17 protein-coding genes and 2 pseudogenes are annotated in these 21809 nt (G+C 37.7%); 17 read left to right on the top strand and 2 right to left on the bottom strand.

Annotated features, from left to right (window positions below; genetic code table 11):
* Nucleotides 1-213: 213 nt before the first annotated feature.
* Together LG003_RS17030 and LG003_RS17025 are read right to left on the bottom strand one after the other, a co-directional pair.
* Complete coding sequence (locus LG003_RS17030; protein WP_112878048.1) at nucleotides 214-1254, bottom strand: fucose-binding lectin II; 1041 nt, start codon at nucleotides 1252-1254, stop codon at nucleotides 214-216.
* A 452-nt stretch (nucleotides 1255-1706) separates the two neighbouring features.
* Nucleotides 1707-2645: a fucose-binding lectin II gene (locus tag LG003_RS17025; protein ID WP_112878047.1), complete on the bottom strand. Its 939-nt coding sequence runs from the start codon at nucleotides 2643-2645 to the stop codon at nucleotides 1707-1709.
* A 419-nt stretch (nucleotides 2646-3064) separates the two neighbouring features.
* Here LG003_RS17025 and LG003_RS17020 point away from each other — a divergent pair, with 419 nt between their 5' ends.
* The 17 genes and pseudogenes from LG003_RS17020 to LG003_RS16940 all read left to right on the top strand — a co-directional run bounded on the left by LG003_RS17020 (nucleotide 3065) and on the right by LG003_RS16940 (nucleotide 20964).
* Nucleotides 3065-4270, top strand: coding sequence for an MFS transporter (locus tag LG003_RS17020; protein WP_262981234.1), 1206 nt, complete (start codon nucleotides 3065-3067; stop codon nucleotides 4268-4270).
* 388 nt (nucleotides 4271-4658) lie between these two features.
* Nucleotides 4659-5099, top strand: a complete 441-nt coding sequence (locus tag LG003_RS17015; protein WP_112878045.1) for a hypothetical protein — start codon at nucleotides 4659-4661, stop codon at nucleotides 5097-5099.
* A gap of 824 nt (nucleotides 5100-5923) precedes the next feature.
* Nucleotides 5924-6147 (top strand): annotated as a pseudogene (locus LG003_RS17010) (type VI secretion system contractile sheath small subunit); the annotation flags it as partial.
* A gap of 93 nt (nucleotides 6148-6240) precedes the next feature.
* A complete protein-coding gene (gene tssL, locus LG003_RS17005) occupies nucleotides 6241-6885 on the top strand; it encodes a type VI secretion system protein TssL, short form (RefSeq protein WP_262981233.1) in 645 nt (214 codons plus the stop codon).
* Between the two features lie 16 nt (nucleotides 6886-6901).
* Nucleotides 6902-8584, top strand: a complete 1683-nt coding sequence (locus tag LG003_RS17000) for an OmpA family protein (protein ID WP_262981232.1) — start codon at nucleotides 6902-6904, stop codon at nucleotides 8582-8584.
* Nucleotides 8585-8875: 291 nt separating this feature from the next.
* Entirely contained in the window at nucleotides 8876-9520 is a 645-nt protein-coding gene (locus LG003_RS16995; protein WP_262981231.1) for a hypothetical protein, read from the top strand.
* Nucleotides 9521-9530: 10 nt separating this feature from the next.
* On the top strand, nucleotides 9531-9875 hold the full coding sequence (locus LG003_RS16990) for a hypothetical protein (RefSeq protein WP_262981230.1): 345 nt from the start codon (nucleotides 9531-9533) through the stop codon (nucleotides 9873-9875).
* Nucleotides 9847-9948 (top strand): annotated as a pseudogene (locus LG003_RS16985) (IS5/IS1182 family transposase); the annotation flags it as partial. The gene LG003_RS16990 and the pseudogene LG003_RS16985, both read left to right, overlap by 29 nt.
* A 1112-nt stretch (nucleotides 9949-11060) precedes the next feature.
* The gene (locus tag LG003_RS16980; protein ID WP_262981229.1) at nucleotides 11061-11837 is read left to right on the top strand and encodes an SDR family oxidoreductase; all 777 of its coding nucleotides are present in this window, start codon (nucleotides 11061-11063) and stop codon (nucleotides 11835-11837) included.
* Between the two features lie 2 nt (nucleotides 11838-11839).
* Nucleotides 11840-12553 (top strand): 4'-phosphopantetheinyl transferase family protein, encoded by a 714-nt coding sequence (locus tag LG003_RS16975; RefSeq protein ID WP_112878041.1) that lies wholly within the window; start codon nucleotides 11840-11842, stop codon nucleotides 12551-12553.
* The gene (locus LG003_RS16970) at nucleotides 12546-13361 is read left to right on the top strand and encodes a cyclase family protein (RefSeq protein WP_262981228.1); all 816 of its coding nucleotides are present in this window, start codon (nucleotides 12546-12548) and stop codon (nucleotides 13359-13361) included. Before LG003_RS16975 ends, LG003_RS16970 begins: the two co-directional genes overlap by 8 nt.
* Nucleotides 13362-14099: 738 nt before the next feature.
* Nucleotides 14100-15386, top strand: coding sequence for a beta-ketoacyl-[acyl-carrier-protein] synthase family protein (locus tag LG003_RS16965; protein WP_112878039.1), 1287 nt, complete (start codon nucleotides 14100-14102; stop codon nucleotides 15384-15386).
* Nucleotides 15379-16494 carry a beta-ketoacyl synthase N-terminal-like domain-containing protein gene (locus tag LG003_RS16960; protein WP_112878038.1) on the top strand — a complete coding sequence of 372 codons (1116 nt, stop codon included), beginning with the start codon at nucleotides 15379-15381 and terminating at the stop codon, nucleotides 16492-16494. The genes LG003_RS16965 and LG003_RS16960 overlap by 8 nt, the downstream gene beginning before the upstream one ends.
* 34 nt (nucleotides 16495-16528) lie before the next feature.
* Nucleotides 16529-16777, top strand: a complete 249-nt coding sequence (locus tag LG003_RS16955) for an acyl carrier protein (protein WP_113043504.1) — start codon at nucleotides 16529-16531, stop codon at nucleotides 16775-16777.
* 23 nt (nucleotides 16778-16800) lie between these two features.
* The gene (locus LG003_RS16950; RefSeq protein WP_262981227.1) at nucleotides 16801-18348 is read left to right on the top strand and encodes a class I adenylate-forming enzyme family protein; all 1548 of its coding nucleotides are present in this window, start codon (nucleotides 16801-16803) and stop codon (nucleotides 18346-18348) included.
* Complete coding sequence (locus tag LG003_RS16945; protein ID WP_262981226.1) at nucleotides 18348-19790, top strand: SRPBCC family protein; 1443 nt, start codon at nucleotides 18348-18350, stop codon at nucleotides 19788-19790. The genes LG003_RS16950 and LG003_RS16945 overlap by 1 nt, the downstream gene beginning before the upstream one ends.
* A gap of 19 nt (nucleotides 19791-19809) precedes the next feature.
* Entirely contained in the window at nucleotides 19810-20964 is a 1155-nt protein-coding gene (locus LG003_RS16940) for an alpha/beta hydrolase family protein (protein WP_112878034.1), read from the top strand.
* Nucleotides 20965-21809: the final 845 nt, after the last annotated feature.

Genomic DNA, 21809 nt, shown 5'->3' with positions numbered 1-21809 from the left:
ACCTGACAGAATTTAGCGGAGTGGGAGAACAGATGTATTTTATTGATGAATATCTTCCCAAAGTTTAGATCCTAGCTATTCATAGGGATATTTTTCGGTTAATTTGATAAAATAATCCAGAGAAGAAGATATTCTCTGAATTATTTTAAACATGTGAAGTTGTTCAAGTGTTTTAATTTTTACTTATTATTGACTGATTCCTCCTAATCATTTTCATGTTAGGGGCCAGTTTAATACCACCACACTATCGTTGTAATTGCCCTCGGTACCACTTTCAGCACCAATAATGACTGAGCCGGGTTTTCCGTCAAGGGTATTATCGGAGTAACGGAGTTTACAGGGTTTGCCATTTCCTGTAATTTCAATACAGATTTTACCTGTACCTGATGAGTAAGATTTAGTGGCGGTTAAGTTATCAACTCCTTTGCCGGTTAATGTATCTACCAGAATGTCGTCAATATATATTTTTATCGTTTGCTGATGAACATCAGTATTTGTGTAGGCTGTTAGCCTAAATCTGGTACTCTGTGGTAATTGGAAACAGTAGTTACCAGTGTCATTATTACCACATGTTCCGCCACAGTTTTGACTACCTAACAAATCTGTATCAACTGATACCGCAGCTTGAATTTTGTTGAAGGTAACTCCTAGCCAATTAATTTTATTAGGGGTCGTTGGTCCCCCATCGATAGCATTTAATTTCAGATTAAATCGGATATTAGAGTTACCTTTGAAAATGAAGATATAATGGTATCCACGAGTTCTCCATAAAATTGCGGCATCCAGATTTGTACTGAATTCTGAATATTTACCAGTTGTTCCCAATTTTTCTGAAATCGTTTTCTGATTAATCGTATGTGAACTTACAGTATAATCGATACACTCGCTGCCTTTAAAGAAGCAAACGACATCGGTAATGTCAGGGGTTTTTATATCTATCCATTCCGTAGCTGCATCTATCCCATTTTCAAATTCGGTTCCTATTAATCCGGGCCATCCTTCCACGATGGGTTTAGGTCCCTCAGCTACTCGAGCTTTTGCGATGTCGAATTTAAGATATTGTGATCCTTTAAAGAAATACAAATAACCATTTAAATTAATCACATCGTCAATATGTCTTTGGAATTCGACAGGAAGATTAGGCCAATCTTTACTGACAGGTTGGGGATAACCTGCGTACACCCCATTATGGCCAGATATTTCATTGTATTTAATATTTTCCGAGTTAAGAAAAAGATAACTGGATGTATTCATTGTTATATATCCTTCATGGTAATTATATCTTAACGTATTATTTTGATTTTCAGTTGAAATAGATTTAAAAATGGTGTTGAAAACTCCAAGTTTAACTCTGCAATTTTTTATATATTTTGTGATGCAGAATGATTTGTATAATTGAAGGTTAATTCCAGTGATGGGTTGTAATCAAGATTATATATTAATGATTTTCTGATCGATTTGATTTGTTTGTATCTTTGCAGAAATAAAAATACATGCTAAGAGATAAGGTATATATAAATCAAATGGGAATTAAAGCATTAGATTGTGTTTTTTAACATCTTTTTCAGTATTTTTCATTTTTATGAGGGGTGGTAATGCTTAGAAATATATTTTATCAATGATATTTATGTCATAAAAAAGCGGCATATAATACCGCTTTAATTTGTTAATGATTTTTTGTGGTGAAATTAGCTGGGTATTTTAAACTAATTCACCAGTGGCCAATTTAATACGACCACACTGTCATTGTAATTATTATTGGCGTCATTTTCAGCACCAATAGTTACTGTTCCCGGTTTTCCATCAAGGGTATTATAGGAGTAACGGAGTTTACAGGGTTTGCCATCCCCGATAATCTCGATACAGATTTTACCTGTACCTGATGTATAAGCTTTGGTATCGGTTCCTTTGCCGGTGAATGTATCTACCAGAAGATCGTCAATATAGACTTTTACTGTTTGTTGATGGGTGGTTGTATTAGTATAAGCTATCAGGCCAAATCGAATACTTTGAGGTAACTGGAAGCAATATTTACCGCCGTCACTAGTGCCACATTCTCCGGCGCAATTGGAGGGTTTGGTAACCGGGAGACAAGGATCTTTAACTTGTGTCATTTTCCACAGGCCGGTATAAGGTTTGCGGAGGTTATTAGCAGAAGTATATACATGACATACTGTTTCAGGGACTCCAACCCAACCATTAGTATCGAGAAAGCCTCTGGTTCCCCAACGGTTATATAGCGTAATACTTTCATCTTCTTTGATTTTTCCATCAATAGATGGCATGTCAGAATAAATAATCCACTCTAATGTCTCTGGACGAATATTTTTATCTGATGTGTGTATCGGGTATATTTCTCCTTCTGGAACCTGTTGATTTGATGCTGCATAATGGCCTAAGTAGCCGCCATCACATTGATAAAGATTGTGGAGTAAAATAGTATCGTTGTTAATAACTTCACTGCCGACAGATTTGCCCGTTGCTGATTCAATTCGCCAGAATGTTCCGGCTTGAGTAGTGGTTATCACAGTATATTTTCCATCTGAAATACCGCTCGTTCCATATACACTAAGATATCCACCATCCCAGTTTCTGAAACTATTTAATATTTTTACGGTATCACCATATTTAAGTATATTCGCCATAATTTCTCCAGAAAGTTTGTTATGTGTTTCTGATCGTTGATATATCCCTTGAAATTATTCTGAGCTCATCCTATTACCGCCCAATAATTCTTTAAGTTGAGCCATTGTGATAAATAGGGGGGCTTCACTTTTTGTGATTCTTAGTCGGGATAGCAGTAGCGATAAACGCTTGCCGATTGAGTATCAACCCTAATGATTATTTTGGTAAAGACAGTGCCTTTGTTACTTACTTCTGACAATGAATAGGTTGTTGAAATTGTTGCTGCTTGATTATTCTGCTTTACCATTACTAGCTATCCCAAGTCTGATTACGTCAGGCTCTTACTGTGATGATACATAGTGCTTTTTTTTGCTCTGCGTGTGATGTAAATTGCTTACTGTGTCGATGAAATTTAAGCCAACAGAAATTGGGACTCATAATGTCGAAGTTAATTGGAAATAATCAGATAGTTATTATTGCAATGGTTGTCGCATTAGTTCAGTTTATTAATGCGTTAGAGTACATGATGGTAACGCCGCTTTTTGTTTATATGTCGAAAGATTTTCACATGCCGGTTACGATGGCGGGGGTTATTGCCGGTGCTTATGTTTTCTCCTCGGTATTTTCTGGCCTGACATCCTTTTTCTTTATTGATCGTTTTAATAAAAGAAAGGTTCTCATTTTAAACACCCTGCTTCTTGGCCTGATTACGTTCCTGACGATTTTCTCCTCAGAACCATACCAACTTATTCTGCTACGTATCGTTGCCGGTCTGTTTGGTGGGGTGACATTGGGAGTAGGAATTGGCATCTTACTGAATAACTCCCCGGAAAGTATGCGGGGAAGGGTATTGGGAATTGCGTTTTCATCTTTTTCATTTGTGAGTATTTTAGGTATACCGTTGTGTTTATATTTGGCCGAGAGTTTTAATTGGAAAGTCTCTTTTTTACTGATCGTTATTTTATGTATCGTGAGTTTGCCTCTGATCCTCTTCTTTATCCCAGGAACAGAGAAAGTAAAAAATAATCAGAACAAAATTGTGCTGACCAAAAAAATAACATTAGCTGGAATGGCAAGTGGCGTCAGTAATTTTAGTCCCTTCATGCTTATTCCGATACTTGCTCCGCTATTAACCAATGTATTTTATATCCCGGAAAATCAAGTTTCACTGGTATTCTTTTGCGGTGGTATTGCGTCTTGGTTGGGTACTTATTTAACCGGGAAACTTTGCGATAGATACCCTCCTCAGAGAATTACCATTGCCGCGGCGACGTTATTTATTGTTAATATTTTTCTGGGATTAACGGGAAAAATAAATGGATACGTTTTCTTCTCACTTTTTATGTTCGCGACTTATGTACAGGTGATGGCTGCAAATGTGCTCGCTTCTTATGCCTCGACCCCTGAAAACCGAGCAGGTTTTGGTGCCCTCCAGATGGCATTTTCCAATTTAGGCGCCGGCGTGGTGTTCTTCTTCTCCTCCATTTTCTTAGATGGTAAGGAGATTATTGCTGAGAACGTGCGGCCTATTTTCATACTGACTATGGTTAGCGCTCTGGTATTACCTATATACGTAATAAAATTAGCCCGGATGATGAAAAGAGGGGCGAAAAATTTAATGGATAATGCTTACCATAGCAATTAAGGGAAAATAACGATAGATATGTGAGCTGGCCTTAATGATAAAATATAGATTTTGCGCTATATTTTAATTTAAGGCTAATCATTGATATAAGAGGGTAGGCGTGATTAATAAGAGGTTAATGTTATTTTAAGTGTAATGTCACAGGGGGAAATTAATGTTGAAAGGATAATTTAGGTCAATGCTGGATTATAGTGTGCGAAAGGATGAAGTTATTATATACCCGTTATCTTTCAAGTTGCCTCTTTGTTGGCTGCACTCACCCCGGTCAGATAGTTATCTATGCTCCCGGGGATTCGCTCCTTTGCCGTCGCGATGCATCTTGAAATCCATAGGGTATAAATCCTATCAAAATTATTATTTAACTTACTAATTGATATAGGTGAATAAAATGGAAAGAAAATTAAGTAACACTCAGAATAAACCAGCTATTAATATTATCGCAGGAGTAACAAATATTAAATCTATTTATAATAAAATGCCGTGTAAAGTTGTCGTTGAACATGGATATGTTGCCAGGAAAAGATTCTCTGTGGATAAAATGTCTGAATGGCATGGCAATTTATGGGCTCCCTGGATAGGTGATAAATATGAACCTAATAAAGCCATTCATATCTATACTGAAAGAGGATTTAAATCTGAATTTGAATTTAATATTTGGATATTTCAGGATTATTGTAATCCACCGAATGAAAACGCGGTTAAGTATTCTATAAATAGGGAATTCACTTACGATAATGCATTAGAGATCCCTGGTAATAATCGAGGTGGAGGAAATAAGATACTGACGTTGAATTTTAATGATAATAATATTGATCTGGAAATGATATAGCATTATGAGATATTGAATATATCGGATAACGTGCTGTACCAATAGACATTTGTTGAAATGAAAGCATTTCTCCGCGTGTTGTTCAGTATTTTTGATTGTCTTGTCGATAGTTCGGATGGTTGACTATTAGGCAAGTTTTTATTTGAACTAATAATTAAATTATTGAAATGCTGATACGCGTAGAAATCGTTTATCTCTCTAATACCTATCTCATTAAATTATTTCGTTTACCGTTTATTGTAATAAAGAACAAATCTGCTTAATGAAGTGAGTTGTACTGCGTATAGGTTAATACGCTGGTTGATGGAGATATTGATACAATTAATAATCAATATCATTTGAGTAAAAAAGATAAAATAAAGTCGTGAAATAATAACAATTATCCGATATTTATTGCATATTTTTACTGGTTATTACAGATTATTACAATTTGTAACAAATTAAGAATTAAAAATAGTAACAATTATAATTGGTTACGAAATGTCATTAAGAATTTCCTGGATTTTATTTATTTTTATTTAATTTTATCTTGTTTAACTTCTGTTGAGGTTGTACCTCTTATTATCTATATAAGATTAATTTTTTCTTTGTTGGATGTTTTCTACGGTAATTCTTTCGTTAGCGTGAGTATAGTTTGAGGTTATTTTGCATCGGTTGTTTTGTTAAGCCATTCGTCAATTGAGATGCCATTATTCATTCCCTCATATTTGCTGTTTGTCTAATTATCGGATTCATAACTATCTGATAAAGCTTGTTATTTCATAAAAATGTCATGCCGTGACACATGATGTTTTTATTCTGTTTTTGGTAGTAAGGAGCCATCAATGACTGCAAGTTTTCAAAATGAAGTCTCTAAGTCGCGTTGCGTATTAATATTAAATTGGATTTACATACTGGCGGTGCACGGAAAAAGGTTGAGCTACCGTTGGAATTACTGGTCATGGGTGATTACAGCAACGGGCAGGAACAGCGCTCACTCTCGGAACGAGAAAAAGGTTCTATAAATAAAAACAATTTTGACAGCGTATTAGCTGAATTTAGCCCCTCACAATTTCAGCAACAAGCGCGTTGGGAGGCACTGACCAACAACTGTATTGCGTCTGGGGCTGATTCATCCCTGGGGTTTCCTTGAGGAGGATCTATGAACAAAGAGATTTTAATTGATGACCTGATGCCTGACATTGGAATGTTAGTCATTGCGCTAAAAAGCGGTGATAAATCGATGCACGGTGAGGCGTTATATCAAAAAGGGGTGGAGTTGATAGAAGAGGCTCGGCAGCAATTAAGTGCAAGTGGTATCAGCGAAGAGCACATGGCTCACATCATCTATGCCTTGTGTGCGTTGCTGGATGAAACCATAATCAGACGCCCTGAGCGGAATAATGGCTATGAAACTTGGTCGAAAACGCCGTTGCAGACACTATTTTGCAATAGCAACCATGCTGGAGAACGGCTGTTTGAACGTATACGTCAAGTGTTGAATCAACCACAACCCTCTCTGCTGGTATTAGCGGGTTTCCAGCGTGTATTGGCATTGGGCTTTCAGGGGGGTGACTTGGAAAAAATTTCTCAGGAACGTCAGTCATTACTGGATATCTTGACTGATCGTGCCGGGGTGATGGTGGTGCAACCCCATCAGATGATACGCGTCAATGCAGACTGTCATCAGGGCCAATGTTGGCGTGCACGCTCTCCGTGGTTTTGGGGGTGCTTGGCCATAGCCGGAGTAACTTTGGTGTGGTGCGGTCTGCGTCTCTACCTTCAGCAATATTTGTCTGTTGGGTAAGGCTAAGGAGAGCAAATTGAGTTGCGTATTAAAACGAATGTTGTGGCTTTTAGCTGGTGTTCTGGCGGCGCTGTTATGTCTATTTTTTCTCCCGTTAGGGAATGTATCAGTTGCATTGTGGTTGGCTGCGATCTTGATGGTAACGGTGATTGCCTGGTGGTGGGTGGGATGTACCACACTTGAAATATCCCATCAGGCCAGTATTTGCCGTTTGATGGCGGCATTACCTGCTGCTTCGTGGCGCCAGCCTGTGGTGCTAACCTGCGGAGATAGCGTGGCAACCCTGTTTGCGGAAGAACCGGTACGCTTCACGCCACAGGGCTGTTTTATCTGTGTGCCGAAACAAAGTGAGATGAGTACGCTGGTAGAAGCGATTATTGCAGCCAGACCTGATTGGTGTAGCCAGATCAGCGTGTTATTAACACTCTTTCCTGAACAGCAATGGGATCACGTGGTGATGGCGGCAAAGATCAGGGAACTTCGCTATCAGGTTGATCGTGTTACTCAGCTGACCGCTTGTCATACACCAGTATTGATCGCCAGCTATCTTGATGGCGATATTAGCCCGTGGTTCGAGCTACAGGCAGATAGCTCGACAATGACGGTATGGGGAGAAAAACATGCCGCTGTTGGGATGAATATCTGGTTGACCGAAGGAGATGCACAGCAACGCGTCACACGTTTACAACAAGCGATTGTGGCGGCGGCATGGCAACGTTGGATGGTAGAAAACATCTTGAACGAATGTCGATCCCTGGAGCTGGCCAGTCGGCCTTGTTACCCGATAGCAATGGCGCTGACGTTTTTGCCACAAACGCCACAGACAGACAGCTTATGGACGAAATGGCTGGTCGATCGTACCACTTTACCCCGCATTAGCCACAGCATTGCTGAGGCGGTGAACTTATCGCCGTTTCCCAATGCTATGTTACGCCTGTTGCCACATCATGTTGGCCATACACCGCACCGACGAACGGTCATCTGGGGCATCGGCCTACTGAGCGGGTTTGTTTGTCTGGCGTTGGCCTCCAGTGTCTGGAACAACTTGCGCCTGTTACGCCAGATACGCAGTGATTTACAGCATTATCAGGTAGTTGACGTGAAAGATAGCGACGCAAAAGTTCAGGCTTACCATCAACTTAAGCTCGATGCGACGTTGCTGGAAAAATATCAACGTGATGGCGAGCCGGTGCGTTTAGGGTTAGGGCTCTATTTAGGTGATCGCCTTTATACGCCATTGATGGCTGTGATCAACCATGCGGTGTTACCGGTATCTTCGCCTCCTGTACCGAAGAGTGGCAAGCCGTTGCCACAGACATTGAACCTGAGCAGCATGTCACTGTTTGACGTTGGACAGTCACGTCTTAAGCCAGAAGCGGCCAAAGTGCTGGTGAACGCATTGATCGAGATTAAAGCTAAACCGGGCTGGATGGTGGTGATAACAGGTCATACTGATTCAACCGGTGATGCTGCAAAAAACCGCGTACTGTCGCTGGCGCGGGCAAAAGCAGTACGAGATTGGATATTACAAACCAGTGATGTATCGCCGACTTGCTTTGTCATAAAAGGTGAAGGTGCAACGCGGCCGATCGCTACCAATACAACCGCAGCGGGGCGTGCTGTCAATCGTAGGGTTGAAATCAGTCTGATGCCGCCGAGGGTGGTCGCCTGCCAACGACCAGAAAATCACTTGGGCTGATGAAGACGTCAACACCATTCACTCTGATGTTTGGCATGAACGGAATCAGACTTAACACGCTAACAGACTGCCATACGCGGGTATGGCAACTCTTTTAATTCAGTGGATGAAGTGTTTGTTAAACGTAAAACTGGCCGGGATAACCTCGCCAGACAGATAAATTTTTACCTGAGAATGGGGGCATTTCAAACAACAAGCGACGGGTAAGCATTCGTTAGGCGATAGCTATGGCGAAACACTGCTCACTTGTTGAATGCAGCCTAACTTCTCAATGACAACTGGGACTTTAATATGGATACCGTATTTACTGCACTATTAAGCCGCTTAAACTCCTATTGCGCGCGGGCATTGGAAGCTGCCGCTGCATTTTGCCAGACACGGGCACATGCTGAAATCACGGTGGAACACTGGTTACTCAAGCTGCTTGAGGGCGGCGAAGGCGATATTACGGTGATTGCTCGACGTTATGAGTGGGATATGGATGTGTTATGGCAGTCGTTGCTGACTACAATTAACCGTTTGCCACATAGCATCAATCAACGCCCGCGGTTATCAAGCGACCTGTGTAGTTTGTTACAGGTTGCCTGGTGTGTTGCTTCTCTGGAAGAGGGTAATGAATCTATTCGCTCGGTGCATCTTTTGCAGGTGCTGCGCGGCCAACCGGCTTGGTTACGTATTCACCATACCTGGCCGTTACTCAACTTGAATGTGACGCAACTACAACGTTTGCGCCCGTTGCTGGATCAACAATCGGACGAGCGCCCGGAGATGGAGATAGCTGCGTGTCTGACGGCGGATGGATCAATCGCTGAAATTGAGGATAGCGACACAGATAAATATGCGCTTAATTCTCAGCCATTATCATCGGCTTTGCAGAACGTATTGGACAAATTTACGCTGGATATCACAGCCAGAGCCGCTGAGGGGGGATATTGATCGCGGCTTTATGCGCGACGGTGAGGGGCGCGAGATCGATTTTCGTCATACCGTAATCTTAATGATCTCTAATTTGGGCAGTGATCAGCTGATGGCGTTATTGGCACAACAGCCTGATGCTCCGAACGCCGCATTGCATGAGCTGTTACATCCGATGTTTCGCGCCCGTCAGCTTCAGGCGAGTAAAACCGTGCTGCCGGGCCATGCCCATTACCGGCTTGAAGTCCGGCGCTGCACTCCCTTGCAGGCTATGGGAGTTTTTGTTCGCCACCCGAAGGTGATCCTTGCAGGCGATAGGAGCATCAAGATAACAAGAAAGGTATTAACAATATCGTCGCATTGGCACACGTTATGAAAAAACCGCAAGAAACTATATAGCTATGGTGAAATTAGGCTGTATCCGTTTATTTCTTAAGACGATTATTTAATTGAGGGACACTGCCTAGTATATTTTCTGTTTTTTTCACTGTCATTCATCGCCTTAGCAGCTTCCATAATACTGTAATTTTGGTCAAGGAGTGACTGGGCAGATTCCCGTTTGAATTCAGGGATAAAACTTCTTTTCATCATGTCACCTGTTTGATTGTTGAAGTGAAAATATCACCTTTATTACGGTGACCAAAATTACTGTGCCACATCAGTATGGTGACTGTCTTTGTAGATAAAATAATAAAATCCGCGTGAATATAATAAATATCCGGTAAGGATTTTTATTAATAAGCGAATTATTTGTTATAAAATTAAGATCTAAGCTATGCTTATAAAGAATGTTGGGAAATTATGATCTTTATATTTGATTCCTTTTAATAACGTTGTTGGAATATATTTCTTGATTATATTCAATATAACCAAAAGTTATATTCTATAGAGGAATCAGACATACATTAAACTGTCACATAAGCCAGCTGGTGATTAACTTTGGCATATCACTGGTTTTAAACGGTTTGACATACTGATGGTAAGAGCACGTGCTTGGAATATGTCTCGTCGCCAACAATCGGGTTAATTAGGCGTATAAGTTTGTTTGGGTAATGGGTGATGAAAGCTTTCAGGTTTCTCTATGTTGTACTTTGCCCCTCCTATTCTATTGTCATTCTATGAAAATATAACCTAACGGTTAATCCATAACATCATGGTTTTCAACCTTTTTTAAATACGGTGATTATTGCTGAACATTTATTTTATTCTCTGATTAGCCAGAAAATATGAATTTGTATAGTGAAATTATAAAGTAATCTGGTATTATAATTTTTTGCAAATGTAACACCGGTATATTATTGATTTTTACGTGAAGCGGTTAATATTTTTCGTAAATGCTGACAAAAACTGTCACTAGTTTATGAATAATGCTTGTTAGGGGTAATCGTGTTTTTCCGTGAATAGCAATAATATATACCCTATGGATTTCAAGATGCATTGCGACGGCAAGGGAGTGAATCCCCGGGAGCATAGGTAACTATGTGACTGGGGTGAGCGAGTGCAGCCAACAAAGAGGCAACTTGGAAGATAACGGGTATAAATAACGATAGGAATAGTTCAGATGAAATATGCCTTTATTACCGGCGCGACAGGAGATATTGGTTTCGCAATTACAGAAAGATTATCTGAGGATGGTTTTGAACCAATATTATTATCGCGTACTCCTGAGCGTCTTGATAGTGCAATTGGCAAGTTACGCAATAAATATGGTAGTCAATTTGCAAAGAAAATAGTTTGTGATGTCTCTAATCATGAAGATGTTAAAAAAGCGTTTGACCAACTGGAGCTTGAAGATAATAAGCTGACAGTACTTGTGAATTGCGCTGGAATTTCTGGTGGAGGTATTACTGCTGAAATAAGCCCACAAACTTGGCAAAATGTCATAAATGTTAATTTAAATGGCACTTATTTTGTTATACATGAAGTTTTGACAAGAAAATTAATGTTATCTGGCGGCAGAATTATCAATATTGCCTCAACCGGTGGGAAACAAGGTGTTATTCATGGTGCGCCTTATTCTGCTTCTAAGCATGGTGTTGTCGGCCTGACTAAATCCCTGGGGCTTGAATTAGCACGCAATGGTTCAGGCGTTACGGTTAACGCAGTTTGTCCTGGGTTTGTTGAGAGTGAAATGGCGGAACGTGTTAGAGAACATTACGCCAGAATTTGGGGCACTGATGTAGCAGAGGCGAAAAGAAGGGTAGAAGAGCGTGTTCCTATCGGAAGATATGTTGAACCTAATGAAGTGGCTGAAATGGTTGCTTATCTTGCATCCCCTCTCGCCGGGGCTGTAACCGCTCAAGCACTTAATGTGTGTGGTGGGTTAGGTAATTACTAATTATGGGCGGTATTTCTTTATCATCTGATTTTTTTGATCTTTGGATTATAAAAATCGACGATATTGATTTAGTGTCTATTGAACAGTTAATTCACCGTTCTGATATAGTTCGCCATAATCAAATTTGTTTAGCGGATAGAAGAAAAAAATTTATATTTAGACGGGCTGCATTACGTTATGTTTTAAGTCAATATTTATCTGATTATGAAATCATAACGAATGATAATGGTAAACCTTATATATCCACGGAGCAAGACTTCAAATATTATTTTTCACTGAGCGCTTCAGGAAACTATTGTGCCATCGGTTTTAGCTCAAGTGAAATAGGTGTTGATATTGAAGTCACTCCTTCTAAGATAAAATTTTCTGAAATTATTGAACGTTTTATTAAGGATAGGGAGTTGGAATATATGAAAGGTGTAATGTTAAAGCAACGATTAGGAGTTAGTCCCGGATTTCAGAATTATTATCATTTAATGACATTATACTATTGGGTTAGACTTGAAGCATATATTAAATTATTTGCTTCGACTTTACATGAGAAATTATTGGCTAATAACCCTGATTCTGTTAAAGATATGAAAGAATTAGAGGCGAACACGTTATTGATTCATCATCAGCAATTTGTTTGTGCCTTATCTCAAAAGAAGGTAATTTCTACACCAAATATCAAGGAAATAAACTATTCCGACATTATAAGGAACAAAGATGAGTAATATTATTGACTTAAGTGTTCCTATAGACTGTGATTTTTGGGAACCTGAGAAAGTAACCAGGGGAATCGTTGATCATAAAGAAGGAGCCAATAAATTAGGTGAGAGTTATTTGTATTTCCATACCAGTTCATGGTGGAAAAGAGCCTTTGTAAAACTGTTTAAACGTAAAAAGTTGATCATTGATCACAATGATTTTCCTGATGGTATGGGATTATCACTGATGTATTATCAATTGACCACGCATACCGGAACGCATATTGATGCTCCTTATCATTATGGGTGGCATGAAGGGCAAGATCAGCCAGCAACAATTACTGATATTCCTTTGGATTGGTTTTATAGTCATGGTGTGTTACTCGATTTTAGTCATGATAATCAATCAATTGATCAGCAATCTGTAGAAAGTCAATTAAAAAAAATTAATTATAAAATAAAAGAAAATGATATTGTCCTTATCAATACCGGAGCTGATAAACTTATGGGGGCAAAATCCTATTTTACTCACTATAGAGCGATTGAAAGTAGCGCTGTTCAATGGTTAGTAGAGCAAGGGGTAAAGATTATTGGGACAGATGCATTTAGCTTTGATCGGCCATTTATAGAGATGATTAACGACTATAAGAAAACTGGGAATAAAGATTGCTTATGGCCATCTCATTTTATCGGACGGGATTATCCTTACTTACAGATAGAACGGCTTTGTAATTTAACCAGTATTCCTAAACCTTATGGGTTTAAAGTGTGCTGCTTTCCAATAAAATTAGAGAAAGCAGATGCTTCATGGAGTCGAGTGGTTGCAATATTATAATAATATATAACTATATGATAGGACGGGGAAATATGAGCAGAAAAGAGACTTCAAGATCATACAATTAAATCTAATGTCCAATATGCCTGAGCATGTCTTAGATATTTAAAAGAAGGTGCTTAAGGTATGAGTTGTGTATTGCATGATTTATTTGTATCGAATCCACAAAGATACAGCTCAGTGTAAATTAATGACTAGAGGTAGAGTAGATACGCCGTTTGATCGAAAATTCCCATGATCAAGGCGATATATAAGATATAAGTTAGCAAAAGATATATTATCTTGGCTATGTTGTTTGGTTATATTGTACTGTACTGTGAGCGGGTATGTCGGCTCTATGATAATAAATTTGTCATCTCCTTTCTGGATGATTTTTAAGAATAAATTGAGATATTAATAAAAAGCTTAATTATTCTATCCATGTGCAGAGCGAAGGGAGTTAACTTAGTTTGGTTTAGACTGGAGTATTCATATTATTCTTGCAGCTTAAATAGATGAAAGAACAGTGAAGAACCAAATAAGTATTTAAATAGAGTGATGATTTGGTGCTTATTTTAAAGAATTTTGGTTAGGAGATGAAAATCAAATATATATGACAAATATGATTTTATAGATAAATAAAGTAGTTTAATATCATTACTTACAGATAATGATTTTCTTAAATGAAAATGGGTAACTTTTATATTAATAAAACTTGCCTGAGTAAATGTTTATTCTATTTCTATCGAGATAATTATTGTGATAATAAATAACAGAAATGAATCTCAACCACGTAGAGTTGTGGTGACAGGGCTAGGTGTTGTTGCACCGACAGGTGTTGGCGTTAATGAATTTTGGAACAATATTCATAACGGGAAATCGGGAGTGAGTAAATATGAGTGGGGAAGAGAAAAATTTGGCTTTAAAAGCGGAGCAATAGGACAAGTTTACGGTAGTGATGGCAATAACAAAGAATTTGTTCTGAAAAGTGAGCGTAAATATCTTCAGTTTGCGCTAGAAGCCTCTGAGATGGCAATGCAAGATGCAAACTTAAAACCCTCAGACATTGATGGCCGGCGTTTTGGTGTTGCGATAGCAACAGCGATTGCCGATGCTGCGGGAATGGAAGAGTGTTTACTCAGGATCACTAAAGGGGGCAAAGAGAATATTCACCCTGATTTAATTAAATCAGAAGATTATGACAGCTTTGATTTCAGCTCTGCCGCAACTTCTGTTGCGAAAAAATATGGTGCGTCTATGTCCGTCAGTAACATATCAACCGGATGCGCGGCAGGACTTGATGCATTGGGCATTGCGATGGAGCATATCCGTTATGGCAGAGCGGATATTATGCTGGCTGGCGCAAGTGAAGCGCCACTTTGTCCACTCTCTATCGGCTCTTTTGAAGCTTTAGGGGCACTATCATCAAGAGAGTTGGAAAATCAGCAAGCAGCGACTTGCCCTTTTTCCCTTGAGCGGGATGGATTTGTGATTGCTGAGGGGTGTGGAATATTAATTTTAGAGTCTTATGAACACGCTAAGCAGCGTGGAGCACATATCTATGCTGAATTAGCAGGGTATGCATCCGTCAATAATGCTTATCATATGACTGACTTACCCGCGGATGGAATGGCAATGGCACGATGTATTGATATGGCGTTGAAGGATGCCCAGATATCGCCATCAACGGTAAATTATATTAGTGCTCATGGTAGCTCTACAGCGCAAAATGATATTAACGAATCAAATGCGATTAAGTTTGTTCTGGGAGAAAGTGCATTTGATATTCCAATTAACTCATTAAAGTCAATGACAGGTCATGCTTTAGCTGCCGCTAATGCGATAGAGTCTGTAGCATTATGTCTTGAAATAGAAAAGCAGTATGTTCACCCAACAATTAATTATCAAACGCCGGATCCTAATTGCGATTTAGATTATATTCCTAATCAAGGTTGCTCATATCCAATTAAGACCGCGTTAAAATTATCAAGTGGTTTTTCTGGTATTCACAGTGTTATTGTTATGAGGGCAGTAGACAATGCGTAAAAGAGTTGTCGTTACCGGTGTTGGTGCGATACATCCTGATGGCGATGATGTCACCGCTATAAAATCAAAAGTCATTCAGAAGTTATTGGGCCAAGAATCGAAAAATAATACGACCGCAAGTTCTGTAATAAGAACATTGAGTGATTTCGATGGCGCGAAATATATCAATAACCGCTTAAGACGTAAAATTGATGAATTTTCGGTTTATGGTATCGTCGCCGTTGAAATGGCATTAAAAGCGAGTAGATTGGATGTAGATAAGCTTGATCCTAATCGCGTTGGAATATATGTCGGAAACTGTTTTGGTGGATGGCAACATATTGAGGATGAAGTTAAAGCGCTCCATATTGAAGGCATAAAGGGAATGGGACCTTATGTTGCCACGGCATGGTTCCCTGCGGCACTTCAAGGGCAATTGTCACTGCTTTATGGTTTTAGTGCGCAATCTAAGACGTTTTCTACCTCCGATGTGGCAGGGATGCAAGCAATAGGCTATGCGGCGGAAGCAATTTCTAATGGTGTTGCGGAAGTGATGTTATGTGGTGCGTCGGAACATCTTTCCAGCCCATTAGTTAAAAATTTACTGGAGAAAACGTCAAACCAGAAACACTCTGAGGTTTTTGGCGAAAAACGGCCAGGAGATTTTTCGGAGGGCGCTGCATTTCTGGTGCTGGAAGAGAGACAACACGCTTTAGAGCGTGGTGCTTCGATATTGTGTGAATTAACCGGTTTTGTTGATTATTTTGCACCTGATAAAAATACAAGAAATAATACCTTAGAATATACCGCTGAACTATTCAACCATAATGAGAATGCTGTGTTTATTATGGATGGAATATATGATGATGAAAAAGAAATAACGAGTAAGGCTTTCTCAAATAAAGAGATAAAAACATCATTTATAAATCTGAGGCCTTATTTGAATAATCAATTTTCAGTCAGTGGCGTGATTGATTCAGTCCTGGCGTCATCATTCTTGTCAGAAAGTCATGGGGATGGGGAACAACAATCTAATAAAATTAATGAGTTTTCAAATGCTAACCAAATAATAATTCAGCGTTTCAGTAACCAAGGTCATGTATGTGCGTTGAGTTTTTCAGCTATTTAATCTCTAAAATATGTAATTACGCGAGGAAAAATATATGAATAATAATCCAGAAGTAAAAATAAAAACGATTTTGTCTCTTTTTCTTAACATTAATATTGATGATTTCAATATGGATGCAAACCTTGCTGATGCCTATGATATGGATTCCACGGAATTAGCTGATTTGGCAAAAGAGATTGAGAAAGAGTTCGGTATTTCCGTGACGAAAAGTCAATTCAGTCATTGGGAAACAGGAAGAGCGGTTCTTGATTTCGTCTCATCAAGTTTAAACGATAAAAATTAACTGCTAATTAAAGGGAAACAGAAATGAAACTAATCTCTATGTTGTTACATTCAGGGCGTGATAACTTACATCATGATTGTATTATCACTAAGGATTATCACTATACAAGAAAAGAGGTAATATCTTCTGTTTCCCATTTAATTGATGATTTACTTAGTCGAGGAGTTAAAAAAGGTAATAAAGTCATTGTTATATTTGAACATGATGAATTAGGTATTTTCTTTTTAGCTGCGGCTAGTGCTATGGGGCTGCATTTATTAATGCCCTATAATTTATCATCAGCGACAATCGATGAATGGATTAATTTTACCAATGAAGTGCAATATGATTTTGTGGTTTACCTTAAAAAAGATAAACATTTTGTTGGAAGATTAAAAGAAAACAACATTAATGTGATTGATATTTCAGATCATAAGATCCGGGTCAGTGATGGTATCGCGGAAACTCCAATGATAACTTATTCTCCGCAATCTATTGCTAACTTTATTGTCCTGTTCACCAGTGGAAGTACAGGTAAACCGAAAGCCATTAGTATTTCAGAATCATTAGTATGTCGACGAATTTATTCGGTGACAGAGAAATTAAAGTTTACTCAAGATGCTAAAATATTCATGTCAGGTTTGTTGAATAATACAACGGGAGTGATTTTTTCTTTCGGTTCATTATTACATCAATCAACACTTTTTATACCGGAAGACAGAAATGTAGAGAGATGGCCTGATTATCTTTCTCGCAATAAAATAACTCATATTATGTTACGCCCAGAATCGATGAAGTTATTCGTTAAATCAACCGCAGAACATAATATCGATCTCTCTGACTTACAGGTTGTTGCTTATGGTGCCGCAGCTATGCCGCCTAGCGTACTGGAGAAAGGGCGTCAATTAATTGGCTGTGAATGGATGCAGGGATATGGGTTAAGTGAAACTTATGGTCCTTTCTGTTGGGTAGATGAGCAAGATCATCTTGATAAAAGATATCTCAATTCAATTTATTGTGTTGGCAAAATTGATAATACATTGGAGGTAGCGGTTAAACCTATTATAGGCTCATCTGATAATATTGGAGAAATTATAATAAGGGGTGAAAGTATTATGGAAGGATATTATGACGTCCTTTCTGGAGAAATAACGCCTCCTGATGAGTGGTTTTCCACCGGTGATCTCGGTTATATAGATGAAGAGGGGTATTTAATTTTAAAAGGACGTAAGCAAAATACTTTTATGAGTGCTAACGGACATAGAATTTATCCTGAAGAAGTTGAATCTATTTTATCCCGGATACCCAATGTGAATGTGGCTACGGTTGTTGGTTTTTCTTTCCATGAAAATGGTGTTGCTATTGATCAACCGGTTGCCTGTATGAGTGGCGAGATATCGAAGAAATCATTACCTGAAATTGAAGATATTATTTCATCATTTTTAAGTCGTAAATTAAGTCGGGAAAAGTGGCCGGACTGGTTCTATGTTACTGATGAATACTTTCCAAAGAGCCATAATGATAAGATATTGAAAGCAGAGTTAATTAAGTCAATCGATCCTAAAAAACTATTTACATTGAGGAATCAATAATGAATTATGTAGAATCACATTCAATTATTTGTAATGCTCAGGTAGAAAATGTATATCAAATCATTTTAAATTCTGACAAATGGCCGGAAATATTTGAGCCTTGCCAGGAAGTAAAAGCTCTCTTTAGGGATAACGAGGGTGAAAAAATAGAGGTCAAAGCTTTACTTAACGATATTTTAATGCAATGGGAATCAAATCGTAAATTTTATCCAGAAACATTCAGTATAAAATCAAAACTGAATCCCCCAATGACATTAGTTAAAGAAATGGAAACGTCATGGCGCGTGGTTAAAATCAATTCTCAGCAATGTGTGCTGTTGTTGGAGCATTTATATGATCTTGAGTCTGAAATAGCCGGGTTAATTGATGGTGTTGAAACAATAGAGCAGGCACACCAATTTATTAGTAAAGCTATTGATACTAATTCAGTTAAAGAGCTCAATAATATAAAAAATATCGTCGAATCAACAGAGGGCGTGGGAAAAGTATTAAAAGGAACGATTACTCACTCAGTCGTATGTGAAGCGCCGGCACAGCAGGTTTATACTTTGGTTAAAGATGTCTCTTGTTGGACAGATATTTTTTCATTCTGTGATGGTGCAGAAGTTTTAAAGAGATCAGGTAACGAAGAATTGGTTGAAATCAAAGCAAAACAAAATAATAAAGCAGTAAGTTGGCAAACGCAGCGATATTATTTTGATGCTATTTACCGGATTGATTATGTTATGCCTACACCGATGCCATTATTAAAAACAATGAATGGCAGATGGCAAATCATTCCTATTAATGATCAACGCTGTATTCTAACAGTACAAAGGAACTGGGGTTTATTAGAAGATGTCAGTGGTATCGTTGATGGTGTTGATAATCATGACCAGGCTAATTCCTTTATTATCTCATTTATCAATGATAATACTCGAATGGAGATGGATAGTATAAAAAGCCAGGTAGAAAGTCATAAAAAATCAAATTTATTAACTTTTACTGCGGGATATTATATTCCTCACCAGGTTGATGATGTTTATAAGATCTTTTTAAATATCGATGACTGGAGCAAGATATTACCGCATTGTGATTCAGTAAAAGTTATTTATAATGATGATAAACATCAAGAATTTAATATGGAAGTATCAACACCAAATGGAAATGAGACTTTCCGTAGTATACGATTCTGTGATGCGGATAATTTATTGATTGAATATTTTCAACCAGAGCCGCCTTTAGTATTAAAGTCCCATAGTGGCTCATGGCGTATATTAAGTAAAGGAAGTGGTTCGTTCATTGTTTCTAGTCATGATGTTGAGTTAAATCATGATTTATGTGCAGTTAAATTTGGTACGGAAGATAAAGTGAAACAACAAGAGATAGTAAAAAATGCTATTTCAGAAAATAGTGAGAAAATGGTTTTTGCCTGCAAAGAGTGGTTAGACACTCGTATTTAGTAAATCAAAGGAAAATAAGATGAATAATAAAAATAAACCCAATAGAATTTCGCCAGAACTTCTTGCTACTTGTGGTTATTTTATGCCAAGACTATTTTTCCTAAATTCTCAATATGCTCCCCAAGTTCATTGGGGAGATGTTGTTGCGGCATTGAGTCATTTTCCGGTGGGAAACTTAGACTTATCCTCTGAAGAGTTTTGGTATGAATGGATGATTAATTGGTCAAAAGTGGGTGATAGCTATATTAATATCGCTAACTCGGCTAAGAGTGAAGTCAGTCATGTTCGTGCTTTGAGGAGTGCCGCTGCCTGTTATCATTGGGCAGAATTTATGTATTTTAGTGATAGGAGTAGAAAGATACAGCTCAGAGAGTATATTCGTTCATGTTTTTTATCTAGTATAAAATATAGTGATTTGCTGGTTGAGCACCAATATATTGTCGTCGATAAATTTCATATGCCGTTCTTCCTTATATTCCCTAAAGGGTATAAAGAAGAAGAGAATCATCCTTTGCCTTGTGTTATTTTATCCAATGGATTGGATTCAATGACTGAAATTGAAATATTATCTTTGGCCGAGTTTTTCTTAGGGAAAAATATGGCGGTAGCTATATTTGATGGACCAGGACAGGGAATAAATCTTGGAAAATCGCCAATAGCTATCGATATGGAATTATATATTAGTTCTATAGTTAAATTATTAGAAGATGATACCAGAATTAATAGTAATCTTCTTTGTTTCTTAGGAATTAGTTTTGGTGGTTATTTTGCTCTACGCGTTGCGCAAAGAATTGGCGATAAATTTTGTTGTATCGTCAATTTATCCGGTGGGCCTGAAATAGCAGAGTTTGATAAGTTGCCAAGAAGGCTTAAAGAAGATTTCCAGTTTGCATTTATGCAAGATAATAGTCGTATGCAGTCTATTTTTGACGAAATTAAATTGGATATCTCTTTACCTTGTAAAACCAAGGTTTTTACTGTTCATGGTGAGTTAGATGATATATTTCCGATCGATAAAGTGAAAAAATTAGATCAATTATGGGGTGATAATCATAAGTTATTATGTTATGAATCAGAGGCTCATGTTTGCTTAAATAAAATAAACGAATATATGATACAAGTTTCAGATTGGGTTAGTGAACAATTTTGGCTAAATGGCTATAAAAAAGGCTAACTTGAAAGATAACAGGTATAACTGCCTATTCCATTAGAACTCATTATTGTGGACTATTATTTTGTAAGTTAATAGTGAATGTAGACAGCATGCAAGAATCATTGTGTATATAGTATATGAGAATGAGTTGCATTTCTTCTTATTTGAGATGTACTAACATGTATTTAAAAGTTAACATTTTTGTTTAAGTATTGTCTTGGTTCACTCTTTTTATAAAAAATGGGAAATGAAATAGTCTAATGGGATGGGCGTTAAATAGGGTTAAAGTATGAACATCAGGCTGTGAATAACTGTTCTTATATAGAGTTATAAAATTTTCACAGATTCATTAGATTATCCAGATGATTATTATTGACAGAAAAAATAATTATCAAATCTAAAACATAAAGTTATTAACCAACTGAGGTATTGTTATGGGTAAATATTGGTTTTGCCTTTATCTTTAGTAAACACAATAGTGTGCTTATGTTATATTATCGGTTGATATTAATAATCTGATATTAAAAATAAATTAAAGATAAGCTAAGGATTATTTATCTTGTCTAAAGAAATTTATTTTTTCAACAGAAGTTAAGGTTAGACCTATTTGGGTATGCCTTTTAGTTCCGCTGCTCTTTTACATTAGTAATAAAATCAAAACATCTTCCCAGGCATTACGAAGCGATATGTCAGAATAATAAGGCCATACTTTTTCTGCTGAGGTATTAACTGGCAATATGAGAATTGACTTTAATATTTGTGTTTTCTTATATCATTAATACATAGTAAGTTTACTTATGATAAGTTATCTTGTTGAGTGTGAATTTTATTTTTTGTATTAATTAACAGTATATTAAAATTTTAAA

Source organism: Photorhabdus kleinii (genome assembly GCF_025384885.1).
GTDB classification, from domain to species: domain Bacteria; phylum Pseudomonadota; class Gammaproteobacteria; order Enterobacterales; family Enterobacteriaceae; genus Photorhabdus; species Photorhabdus kayaii.
This window is presented reverse-complemented; position numbering and strand designations above follow the sequence as displayed.

What these genes read in the sequence shown, in the direction of transcription:
- LG003_RS17030 (WP_112878048.1), bottom strand. Translation starts at nt 1,254, where the DNA reads ATGAATACATCCAGTTATCTTTTTCTTAACTCGGAAAATATTAAATAC.
- LG003_RS17025 (WP_112878047.1), bottom strand. Translation starts at nt 2,645, where the DNA reads ATGGCGAATATACTTAAATATGGTGATACCGTAAAAATATTAAATAGT.
- LG003_RS17020 (WP_262981234.1), top strand. Translation starts at nt 3,065, where the DNA reads ATGTCGAAGTTAATTGGAAATAATCAGATAGTTATTATTGCAATGGTT.
- LG003_RS17015 (WP_112878045.1), top strand. Translation starts at nt 4,659, where the DNA reads ATGGAAAGAAAATTAAGTAACACTCAGAATAAACCAGCTATTAATATT.
- tssL (WP_262981233.1), top strand. Translation starts at nt 6,241, where the DNA reads ATGAACAAAGAGATTTTAATTGATGACCTGATGCCTGACATTGGAATG.
- LG003_RS16995 (WP_262981231.1), top strand. Translation starts at nt 8,876, where the DNA reads ATGGATACCGTATTTACTGCACTATTAAGCCGCTTAAACTCCTATTGC.
- LG003_RS16990 (WP_262981230.1), top strand. Translation starts at nt 9,531, where the DNA reads ATGCGCGACGGTGAGGGGCGCGAGATCGATTTTCGTCATACCGTAATC.
- LG003_RS16980 (WP_262981229.1), top strand. Translation starts at nt 11,061, where the DNA reads ATGAAATATGCCTTTATTACCGGCGCGACAGGAGATATTGGTTTCGCA.
- LG003_RS16975 (WP_112878041.1), top strand. Translation starts at nt 11,840, where the DNA reads ATGGGCGGTATTTCTTTATCATCTGATTTTTTTGATCTTTGGATTATA.
- LG003_RS16970 (WP_262981228.1), top strand. Translation starts at nt 12,546, where the DNA reads ATGAGTAATATTATTGACTTAAGTGTTCCTATAGACTGTGATTTTTGG.
- LG003_RS16960 (WP_112878038.1), top strand. Translation starts at nt 15,379, where the DNA reads ATGCGTAAAAGAGTTGTCGTTACCGGTGTTGGTGCGATACATCCTGAT.
- LG003_RS16955 (WP_113043504.1), top strand. Translation starts at nt 16,529, where the DNA reads ATGAATAATAATCCAGAAGTAAAAATAAAAACGATTTTGTCTCTTTTT.
- LG003_RS16950 (WP_262981227.1), top strand. Translation starts at nt 16,801, where the DNA reads ATGAAACTAATCTCTATGTTGTTACATTCAGGGCGTGATAACTTACAT.
- LG003_RS16945 (WP_262981226.1), top strand. Translation starts at nt 18,348, where the DNA reads ATGAATTATGTAGAATCACATTCAATTATTTGTAATGCTCAGGTAGAA.
- LG003_RS16940 (WP_112878034.1), top strand. Translation starts at nt 19,810, where the DNA reads ATGAATAATAAAAATAAACCCAATAGAATTTCGCCAGAACTTCTTGCT.